General features: G+C 71.0%; 3 protein-coding genes, 1 tRNA gene and 1 rRNA gene. 4 read left to right on the top strand and 1 reads right to left on the bottom strand.

The annotated features are described in order from the left end of the window. Positions 1–8: 8 nt before the first annotated feature. The 3 genes from rrf to ACOTKD_RS22380 all read left to right on the top strand — a co-directional run bounded on the left by rrf (position 9) and on the right by ACOTKD_RS22380 (position 1,069). Positions 9–125 (top strand): 5S ribosomal RNA (rrf, locus tag ACOTKD_RS22390). A gap of 92 nt (positions 126–217) precedes the next feature. Next, positions 218–901, top strand: a complete 684-nt coding sequence (locus ACOTKD_RS22385) for a DegT/DnrJ/EryC1/StrS family aminotransferase (protein WP_424890762.1) — start codon at positions 218–220, stop codon at positions 899–901. A gap of 95 nt (positions 902–996) precedes the next feature. Beyond that, positions 997–1,069: transfer RNA gene (locus tag ACOTKD_RS22380), tRNA-Thr, on the top strand. Between the two features lie 48 nt (positions 1,070–1,117). Here ACOTKD_RS22380 and ACOTKD_RS22375 read toward each other — a convergent pair. Next, positions 1,118–3,769 carry a SpoIIE family protein phosphatase gene (locus ACOTKD_RS22375; RefSeq protein WP_424890761.1) on the bottom strand — a complete coding sequence of 884 codons (2,652 nt, stop codon included), beginning with the start codon at positions 3,767–3,769 and terminating at the stop codon, positions 1,118–1,120. A 214-nt stretch (positions 3,770–3,983) separates the two neighbouring features. Here ACOTKD_RS22375 and ACOTKD_RS22370 point away from each other — a divergent pair, with 214 nt between their 5' ends. After that, complete coding sequence (locus ACOTKD_RS22370) at positions 3,984–9,500, top strand: HAMP domain-containing protein (RefSeq protein WP_424890760.1); 5,517 nt, start codon at positions 3,984–3,986, stop codon at positions 9,498–9,500. Positions 9,501–9,625 lie beyond the last annotated feature (125 nt).

Genomic DNA, 9,625 nt, shown 5'->3' with positions numbered 1-9,625 from the left:
CATAGTGTTTCGGTGGTCATAGCGTTAGGGAAACGCCCGGTTACATTCCGAACCCGGAAGCTAAGCCTTTCAGCGCCGATGGTACTGCATGGGGGACCGTGTGGGAGAGTAGGACGCCGCCGAACAAATTTTAGAAGCTCCGGTAGCTGAACTCATGTTCAGCTACCGGAGCTTTTTTATTTGCACCGCGTTCACGTCCTGCGGAAACCCTCCCCTCATGGGGACAGTGGAAGCTCTCACGGCAGCCGGCATCGGTGCAGGTGACGAGGTCGTCGTACCGTCGTACGCCACAGCGGACGCGGCCGAGGCCGTCCGCCGGGCCGGGGCCGTGCCCGTGTTCGCGGACATCGACCCGGACAGCCTCTGCCTCGACCCCGCCTCGGTCGCCGCGACCCTCACGCTCCGCACCGCCGCACTGATGCCCGTTCACCTCTTCGGCCGCCGCGCCGACCTGGCCGGCCTGCGGGCCGTCGCCGAACGGCGCGGGCTGATCGTCGTCGAGCACGAGCCCTCAAGCCCCCTGGACGAGAACACCCGGAGGAGGCAGGCGAACGCCGCGTACCTCAACACCCGGCTCAGGGGCGTGGTGACGCCCGCCACCGGCCCGGGCATCGAACACACCTACCGCACCTACGTCGTCCGCATCCCGGGCAACGGCCGGCCGGACCGCGACGCCTTCGCGCGGGCACTGCGGGCCCGTGGCGTACGCTGCCACATCCCCGTACAGACACCCGTGCACCGACTGCCCGCCTACCGGCGGGAGTTGTGGCTCGCCGAAACCGAGCGGGCCGCCGACCAGTGCCTCGCCCTGCCCGTGGACGCCGCACTCACCCCAAGGGAACTCCACCGCGTCGTGGCGGTCTGCAACGCGCTCGGCGGACTGGTCCCGGAAGCCGCCTGAACCGCTGACCGGGGCGGGTCCGGCACCTTTCGCCCCACCCCGTCCACGTGGTCAAAAGGGCGTACGAACATGGGGTATGCTTTATCTCGTTGCCGGCCCCAATAGCTCAGTCGGCAGAGCGTCTCCATGGTAAGGAGAAGGTCAACGGTTCGATTCCGTTTTGGGGCTCGATAAAGAAGGCCCCCGCCAAATGGCGGGGGCCTTCTTCGCGTTCACTCACTGCAGTTCCGGCACCCGCATCGCCAGGATCGCCATGTCGTCCGACGCGGGCTCGGCGGCGAAGCGCTCGACCGCCCGCAGCACCCGCGCGGCCACCGCGCCGGCCGTCAGGCCCGTACACGTCGTCAGCAGGTCCGTGAGGCCGTCGTCGCCGAGCATGCGCGTGCCCTCGCGGCGCTCGGTCACGCCATCCGTGACGCACAGCAGCACGTCACCCGGCTCCATAGTGACGGTCTGCTCGTACAGCTCCAGGTCCTCCATGACGCCCAGCAGCGGCTGCGGGTCGGCCGCGGCCTCCACCGTGCCGTCCTGGCGCAGGCGCAGCGGGAGCGGGTGCCCCGCGCAGACGACCTTGAGGACCGCGCTGCCGTCCTCCTGCGGCCGCAGCTCGCCGTACAGCAGCGTCAGGAAGCGGCTGCGGGCGCCCTCGTCGAGGATGGCGGCGTTCAGGCGCTCCAGGACGGCCGGGCCGCCGTAGCCCTCGCGGGCGAGCAGGCGCAGTGCGTGCCGGGCGAGGCCGGTGACCGCCGCGGCCTCCGGGCCCGTGCCGCAGACGTCGCCGATGGCGAAGCCGTACGCGCCGTCGCGGATCGGGAAGAGGTCGTAGAAGTCGCCGCCGACCTCGTTGCCCTCGCCCGCGGCGCGGTAGATGACGTCGACCTCGACGCCGGGGACGTGCAGCAGCTCCGGCGGGAGGAGGCTGCGCTGCAGGGACTGGCTGATGGCGGTGCGCTCGCTGTAGAGGCGGGCGTTGTCGAGGGCGAGGGCCGCCCGGCGCGACAGGTCCTCGGCGAGCTCCAGGATCTCCTGGCGGAAGTGGTCGTCGGTGGGCTTGCCGAGCGTGAGCATGCCGATGACGCGGTTGCGGGCCACGAGCGGCAGGACGACGGTCTCGCCGCCCACGGCCGCCGCCGTGGCGAGGGACGTGCTGGGCGCGGCCGGGTGGTCGGTGGAGTCGGCCAGGCCGAGGGAGCGCAGGGAGCCGCGCAGGGCGGAGGCGTGGGCGGCTTCGGAGGGGGCCGTCCAGACGCGGGCGCCGGGTGTGGGGACCGGGTCCGGCGGGGCGAGCTTGCCGAGGAGCGTCTTGAGGCCGTCGATGCGGTCCTCGTCCTCGTGCAGGACGTAGGACAGCTCGGGCTCGGATGCGGGGTCGGCGACGGTGTAGACGGCGCACCAGGTGGCCAGGGTGGGGACCGTCATCTGGGCCATGAGGGCGAGGGTCTGGTCGCGGTCGAGGGTGCCGGCGAGCAGGTCGGAGGCCTCGACCAGGAAGGACAGGGAGCCGCGGCGGAGCCGTTCGAGCTCGTTGAGGCGGGCGCGCTCGACGGCGAGCGCGATGCGGTCCGCGGCGAACTGGAGGCGGAGGGCCTCCTCGTTGCTGTAGCGGCCCGGGGCCTCGGCGGCGACGCCCAGGGAGCCGGTGAGGCGGCCTTCGACCTTGAGGGGGACGGTGACGACGGAGCGCATGCCGGTGTCGGCGAGGAGGGGCACGGCGCCGGGGATGACGGCGAGGTCCTCGTGGACGGCGGGCATGCGGGCGGAGCCGTAGCGGCCGGTGCCGGCCTCGACCGGGACGCGGGCGAAGCGCTGGCGGGCGGACGGCAGGCCGGTGGAGGCCCGTACCTCCAGCTCGGTCTCGTCGTCGGTGGCCAGCAGGAGGTAGGCGGCGTCGCCGTCGAGCATGTCGCGCGCCCGCTCGACGGTGCGCTGCAGGAGGCCGTCGAGGTCGTCGGGGGCGGGGGAGCCGATGAAGACCTCGAAGGGGTCGGCGGTGCTCCGGTCGGCGGCGCCGCTGTCGGGGGCGGGGGAGCGCTGCAGGCTCTGCAGGACGGCCCGCTCCTCCTCGCGCACCAGCAGGCAGACGGTGGAGGGCGCGCCTTCGGTGTCGCGGACGCGCAGGTGGGAGGCGTAGACGGGGGTGATGCGGCCGTCGGCGCCCCTTATGCCGTACGAGCCCTCCCAGCGGGACAGGCGCAGGGCCTCGGCGATGCCGGTGGAGGTGCCGGGGGTGTGCGGCCAGGCGGCGAAGTCGGTGAGCGGCTTGCCGGTGACCTGGTCGGCGGTGAAGCCGAAGAGGGCGGCCGCGTCGTCGTTCCAGCCGGTGATGGAGCCGGTGCGGTCGAGCTGGACGACGCCGACGCGGACGCGCGGGTCGGCCAGGGGCAGGGCCTCGGTGGGCAGGGCGGGGCCCGCGGAGCGGGTGCCGGCGGGGCGGTCGGGCAGGTCGAGCTGGAACCAGACCTGCTTGTGGGTGGGGGTGTACTCGACGCCCCAGCGGGTGGCGAGGGCGGCGCACAGCAGCAGGCCGCGGCCGCCTTCGCGGTCGACGCCGCCGATGCGGCGCGCGGAGCTCTGCAGGGGCACCTCGCGCTCGGGATAGCGGTCGGCGACCTCGACGCGGACGCCGGTGCCGGTGCGCATGCACAGGACGTCGGCGGCGGTGCCGGCGTGGACGACGGCGTTGGTGACGAGCTCGCTGGTCAGGACGACGGCGTCGTCGATGATGTCGGGATGGCCCCAGCCCTGGAGGGTGTCCCGGACGAAGGCGCGGGCGGAGGCGACCGAGCGTCCGACCGGCTCGAAGGTGGCGGCAGCCCGCGCGGTGATCACAGGTCTCCTCGTGTAGGTCTCGGCGGTCTGCTCGCCCATGTCGCAGCGCCCCTCCATTGCCCTGGCCGGATGCCAGGTTACTTACCTTCACCGCACGGGCGGAGGCCGGTGCGAGCTGATTCCACCTTCGGAGTGCCCGCGGACCGTGTGCGATGCTGCCGAACTGTTATGGCCTGGCCGGGCCGGGGTGAAACACTGGGAAAGATTGAAGTGGAAGCCCGACGAGGATGATCGACCCTGCGGGAGGGACACGGTGGAGTCTGGCGCGGCGGCGCGGGGCGTGAGCACGCGCGCGAAGGGCGGACGGTCCCGGGCCAATGGGACGACGGAAGTGGACACGGCGGCCTTGACCAGGCTGCTGACGGCACTGTCCGCCATGCGCGACGGCAACTTCCGGAAGCGGCTGACGGTCTCCGGCGACGGGGTGATGGCCGAGATCGCCGCGGTCTTCAACGAGGTCGCGGACCGGAACCTGCAGCTCACGGGTGAGCTGGCGAGGGTCCGCAGGGTCGTGGGCCGTGAGGGAAAGCTCACGGAGCGGCTGGAGGTGGGTGCCTGCGAGGGCGCCTGGGCGGCCGCGATCGACGCGTCGAACGCGCTGGTGGACGACCTGGTGCGGCCGGTGTCCGAGGTGGGCCGGGTGCTGTCGGCGGTGGCCGAGGGCGACCTGGAGCAGCGGATGGACCTGCGCTCGCAGGGCGCGGACGGGGCGGCGCACCCGCTGCGGGGCGAGTTCCTCAAGGTGGGGCGTACGGTCAACGGCCTCGTGGACCAGCTGTCGGCGTTCACCGACGAGGTGACGCGGGTGGCGAGCGAGGTCGGCACCGAGGGCAAGCTCGGCGGGCAGGCCCGGGTGCGCGGTATGTCGGGTTCGTGGAAGGACCTCACGGATTCCGTCAACACGATGGCGTCGCGGCTCACCGCTCAGGTGCGTGACATCGCGCTCGTGACGACGGCGGTCGCCAAGGGCGACCTCTCCCGGAAGGTCACGGTGCACGTGGCCGGGGAGATGCTCGAGCTGAAGAACACCGTCAACACGATGGTGGACCAGCTGTCGTCCTTCGCCTCCGAGGTCACGCGCGTGGCGCGCGAGGTCGGCACGGAGGGCGAGCTGGGCGGTCAGGCGCAGGTGCCCGGCGTCGCGGGCGTCTGGAAGGACCTGACCGACTCGGTCAACCTCATGGCCGGGAACCTGACCGCGCAGGTGCGGGGCATCGCGCAGGTCACGACGGCGGTGGCCAACGGCGACCTGTCGCAGAAGGTGACGGTCAGCGCGCGGGGCGAGATCGCCCAGCTGGCCGAGACGATCAACCAGATGACGGAGACGCTGCGCACCTTCGCCGACGAGGTGACGCGGGTGGCCAGCGAGGTCGGTGCCGAGGGCCGGCTGGGCGGTCAGGCGCAGGTGCCGGGGGCCGCGGGCACGTGGAAGGACCTCACCGATTCGGTGAACACGGCCTTCCGCAACGTCACGACGCAGGTGCGGGACATCGCCCAGGTGACGACCGCCGTCGCCAACGGCGACCTGGGGCAGAAGGTGACCGTCGATGTCTCCGGCGAGATGCTGGAGCTCAAGAACACGGTCAACACGATGGTCGACCAGCTGTCCTCGTTCGGTGCCGAAGTGACGCGCGTGGCGCGGGAGATCGGTGTCGAGGGCGAGCTCGGCGGCCAGGCGGCGGTGCCCGGTGCGGCGGGTACGTGGAAGGACCTCACGGATTCGGTGAACACCGCTTTCCGTAACCTCACGGGGCAGGTCCGCAACATCGCCCAGGTGACCACGGCGGTGGCCAACGGCGATCTCTCGCAGAAGGTGACGGTCGACGTCTCCGGCGAGATGCTGCAGCTGAAGAACACCGTGAACACCATGGTCGACCAGCTGTCGTCCTTCGCCGACCAGGTCACGCGCATGGCGCGGGACGTGGGCACGGAGGGCCGGCTGGGCGGTCAGGCCCGGGTGGACGGCGTCAGCGGCACCTGGAAGGAGCTGACCGACTCGGTCAACTTCATGGCCGGCAACCTGACTTCCCAGGTGCGGCAGATCGCGCAGGTGACCACGGCGGTCGCCCGCGGCGACCTCTCCCAGAAGATCGACGTGGACGCGCGCGGCGAGATCCTGGAGCTGAAGAACACCATCAACACGATGGTCGACCAGCTGTCCGCCTTCGCGGAGCAGGTCACGCGCGTGGCCCGTGAGGTGGGTACGGACGGCCGGCTGGGCGGTCAGGCGCAGGTGCCCGGTGTGGCCGGCGTCTGGCGGGACCTCACGGACTCCGTCAACGGCATGGCGGGCAATCTGACGGCGCAGGTCCGCAACATCGCGCAGGTCGCCACGGCGGTGGCGCGCGGTGACCTCTCGCAGAAGATCGACGTGGACGCCCGGGGCGAGATCCTGGAGCTGAAGAACACCCTCAACACGATGGTGGACCAGCTGTCCTCGTTCGCCGACCAGGTCACGCGCGTGGCGCGGGAGGTCGGCACCGAGGGCATCCTGGGCGGCCAGGCCGAGGTCCAGGGGGTGTCCGGCACCTGGAAGGACCTCACGCAGTCGGTTAACTTCATGGCCAACAACCTGACGTCGCAGGTGCGCAACATCGCCGAGGTGACGACGGCGGTCGCCAAGGGCGACCTGTCGAAGAAGATCACCGTTGACGCGAAGGGCGAGATCCTCGAACTGGTCACCACCGTGAACACGATGGTGGACCAGCTCTCGGACTTCGCCGAGCAGGTGACGCGGGTGGCCCGCGAGGTCGGCACCGAGGGTCAGCTGGGCGGTCAGGCGCGGGTGCGCGACGTCACCGGCATCTGGAAGGACCTCAGCGACAACGTCAACCTGATGGCCAACAACCTGACCAGCCAGGTGCGGAACATCTCGCAGGTCGCGGCGGCGGTCGCCAACGGCGACCTGACCAAGAAGGTGACGGTCGAGGCGCGCGGCGAGGTCGCGCAGCTGGCCGACACCGTCAACACCATGGTGACGACGCTGTCGTCCTTCGCGGACGAGGTCACGCGCGTGGCCCGCGAGGTGGGCACCGACGGCATCCTGGGCGGCCAGGCCCGCGTGCCGGGCGTGAGCGGCACGTGGAAGGACCTCACGGAGTCCGTGAACGCCATGGCCTCCAACCTGACCGGCCAGGTCCGCAACATCGCGATGGTCACCACGGCCATCGCGCAGGGCGATCTCACCAAGAAGATCGACATCGACGCGCGGGGCGAGATCCTCCAGCTGAAGACGACCATCAACACGATGGTCGACCAGCTGTCGTCCTTCGCCGAGCAGGTCACGCGGGTGGCCCGCGAGGTGGGAACCGAGGGGCAGCTGGGCGGCCAGGCGCGGGTGCGCGACGTGGACGGCACCTGGCGGGACCTGACCGAGTCGGTCAACGAGATGGCCGGGAACCTGACCCGTCAGGTGCGGGCCATCGCCGAGGTCGCCACCGCGGTGACCCGCGGCGACCTCAACCTCAAGATCGACGTGGATGCGGCCGGCGAGATCCTGGAGCTCCAGGACAACATCAACACGATGATCGCCAACCTCCGCGAGACCACCCTGGCCAACAAGGAGCAGGACTGGCTCAAGGGCAACGTCGCCCGGATCTCCGGCCTCCTGCAGGGCCGCCGGGACCTCGACGACGTCGCCGGGCTGATCATGAGCGAGCTGACGCCGGTGGTCTCCGCGCAGCACGGCGCGTTCTTCCTGGCGATGCCGACGGGCTCGCCCGGCGGTCAGGGCGGCGAGCACGAAGAGGACGCGTACGAGCTGCGCATGCTCGGCTCGTACGGTTACTCGATGGGCTCCATGCCCACCTCCTTCCGGCCGGGCGAGACGCTGATCGGCACCGCCGCGAAGGAGAAGCGGACCATCCTGGTGGAGAACGTGCCACCGGGCTACCTGAAGATCGCCTCCGGTCTGGGCGAGGCGCCGCCGGCCCACGTCATCGTGCTGCCGGTGCTCTTCGAGGGCCAGGTGCTCGGGGTGATCGAGCTGGCCTCGTTCCAGCCGTTCGCCCAGATCCAGAAGGACTTCCTCAACCAGATCGCCGAGATGATCGGCACCAGCGTCAACACGATCAGCGTCAACACCAAGACGGAGATCCTGCTCAAGCAGTCGCAGGAGCTGACGGAGCAGCTGCGCGAGCGGTCGGCCGAGCTGGAGAACCGGCAGAAGGCGCTGGAGATCTCCAACGCCGAGCTGGAGGAGAAGTCCGAGCGCCTGGCCCGGCAGAACCGCGACATCGAGGTGAAGAACACCGAGATCGAGGAGGCCCGGCAGGTGCTGGAGGAGCGCGCGGAGCAGCTCGCGGTCTCGATGCGCTACAAGTCCGAGTTCCTCGCCAACATGTCGCACGAGCTGCGCACCCCGCTCAACTCGCTGCTCATCCTCGCGAAGCTGCTCGCCGACAACGCGGACGGCAACCTCTCGCCGAAACAGGTGGAGTTCGCCGAGACCATCCACGGGGCGGGCTCGGACCTGCTGCAGCTGATCAACGACATCCTGGACCTGTCGAAGGTCGAGGCGGGCAAGATGGACGTGAGCCCGACCCGTATCGCGCTCGTCCAGCTCGTGGACTACGTGGAGGCCACGTTCCGGCCGCTGACGGCGGAGAAGGGCCTGGACTTCTCCGTCCGGGTCTCGCCCGAGCTGCCGGCCACGCTGCACACCGACGAGCAGCGGCTGCTGCAGGTGCTGCGCAACCTGCTGTCGAACGCGGTCAAGTTCACCGACACCGGCGCCGTGGAGCTGGTCATCCGGCCCGCCGGCGGCGACGTCCCGGACACCATCCGCGAGCAGCTCCTGGAGGCCGGTTCGCTGCGCGACCCGGACGGCGAGGTGATCGCCTTCTCGGTCACCGACACCGGCATCGGCATCGCGGCCAGCAAGATGCGGGTCATCTTCGAGGCGTTCAAGCAGGCCGACGGGACGACCAGCCGCAAGTACGGCGGCACGGGCCTGGGGCTGTCGATCAGCCGGGAGATCGCCCGGCTGCTCGGCGGTGAGATCCACGCCGCGAGCGAGCCCGGCCGCGGCTCCACCTTCACCCTCTACCTCCCGCTCAACGCCGGTGAGCTGCCGCCCCAGGGCTATCCGCAGCTCGCGCCGGGCACCCGGCCCGAGCCGGGCGGCGCCGAGCACACGGGCGGCCCCGAGGACGTCACGGCGGTGGAGGCGGGCCTGCCCGGCGCCGGCCCGGAGGCGTCCGCGCGCGGGGCGGCCGGTCTGCTCCTGCGGCGCCAGCGAGCCGCGCAGGCCGCCGCGCAGTGGCCCGCCCCGGCCGCTCCGGCGGACCGGTCCCCGGCGGTCCCGCAGGGCGGCGAGCCTTGGCCAACGGAGCCCTTCGGTGACACAGAGCAACCGACGGCCAAGGGCTTCGGCTCCGGGTTCGGCGGAGGCTTCCACGGCGAGAAGGTGCTGATCGTCGACGACGACATCCGCAATGTGTTCGCCCTCACGAGCGTGCTGGAGCAGCACGGGCTGTCGGTGCTCTACGCGGAGAACGGGCGCGAGGGGATCGAGGTCCTGGAGCAGCACGACGACGTCGTGGTGGTCCTGATGGACATCATGATGCCGGAGATGGACGGCTACGCCACGACGGCCGCCATCCGCAGGATGCCGCAGTTCGCGGGCCTGCCCATCATCGCGCTGACCGCCAAGGCGATGAAGGGCGACCGGGAGAAGAGCCTGGATGCCGGCGCCTCCGACTACGTCACCAAGCCGGTCGACACCGATCACCTGCTCACGGTGATGGAGCAGTGGATGCGCGCCGAGTGACGCCCGGCCGCGGGCCCCGTGCGGGCTCCGCGGCCGGCTTCCGGGCGAGCGCTGACGGACTGTGCACGAGGACGTGTGGGGACCGGCGAATCGGGGAACCTTCTGGTCCCCCACTACGTTTCTGC

This window comes from Streptomyces sp. XH2, from assembly GCF_049725035.1.
GTDB classification, from domain to species: Bacteria; Actinomycetota; Actinomycetes; order Streptomycetales; family Streptomycetaceae; genus Streptomyces; species Streptomyces roseoverticillatus.
Note: the sequence above shows the minus strand (reverse complement) of the source record. Positions and strands in the feature narration are given on the sequence as shown.

Excerpts from the sequence above, each read along its gene's own strand:
- ACOTKD_RS22385 (WP_424890762.1), top strand. The coding sequence starts at position 218 with ATGGGGACAGTGGAAGCTCTCACGGCAGCCGGCATCGGTGCAGGTGAC.
- ACOTKD_RS22375 (WP_424890761.1), bottom strand. The coding sequence starts at position 3,769 with ATGGGCGAGCAGACCGCCGAGACCTACACGAGGAGACCTGTGATCACC.